Here is an 886-nt window from a genome sequence, read left to right on the forward strand (position 1 = left end):
GTCGGAAGCCATCACCGTCGGCAACCAGACGATCACGCTGCCGGGGATCGGCGCGTATCTGGCGCAGGCGATCTCGGACAAGAACCTCGGCGCGGTCGGCTGGGTGATCGTCGCGATGTCCGTCGTGATCCTCGCGTACGACCAGTTCCTGTTCCGCCCGCTCGTCGCATGGGCCGACAAGTTCCGGATGGAGAACACCGCGTCGGGCGATGCGCCCCAGTCCTGGCTGCTCGACATGATGCGTCGCACGCACCTGATCCATCAGCTGCTCGTGCCGGCCGGCTGGCTGCTGTCGCAGGCGGCGCGGATTCCGCTGCGCGTGCCGTCGTTCAAGGGCGTCGGCGCACGCGTCGCGGCGAGCCGCCGCTCGTCGCGCATCGGCGACGTCGTGTGGGGCGCGTTCGTGATCCTGCTGACGGTGTACGTCGCGTGGCGCGTCGTCAGCTTCGTCGCGACCGGCGTGACGATGGGCGAGGTCGGCCACGTGCTCGTGCTCGGGCTGATCACGCTGCTGCGCGTGGTCGTGCTGATCGCGATCGCATCGGTGATCTGGGTGCCGCTCGGCGTGCTGATCGGGCTGCGCCCGAAGCTGGCCGAGAAGATCCAGCCGCTCGCGCAGTTCCTCGCCGCGTTCCCGGCGAACCTGCTGTTTCCGGTGTTCGTGATCGTGATCGTCCACTTCCATCTGAACGCGGACATCTGGCTGTCGCCGCTGATCGTGCTCGGCACGCAGTGGTACATCCTGTTCAACGTGATCGCCGGCGCGATGTCCTATCCGAACGACTACAAGGAAGCGACGAAGAATTTCCGCATTCGCGGCTGGCAGTGGTGGCGCCAGGCGATCCTGCCCGGCATCTTCCCGTACTACGTGACCGGCGCGATCACC

General features: G+C 66.9%; 1 protein-coding gene. It reads left to right on the forward strand.

The features are described 5' to 3' along the window. On the forward strand, nucleotides 1-886 hold an 886-nt coding region (locus ACTJKF_RS31370), incomplete at both ends, for an ABC transporter permease subunit (RefSeq protein ID WP_440629014.1).

Origin of the sequence: Burkholderia sp. 22313 (assembly GCF_052045245.1) — a bacterium.
Classification (GTDB): domain Bacteria; phylum Pseudomonadota; class Gammaproteobacteria; order Burkholderiales; family Burkholderiaceae; genus Burkholderia.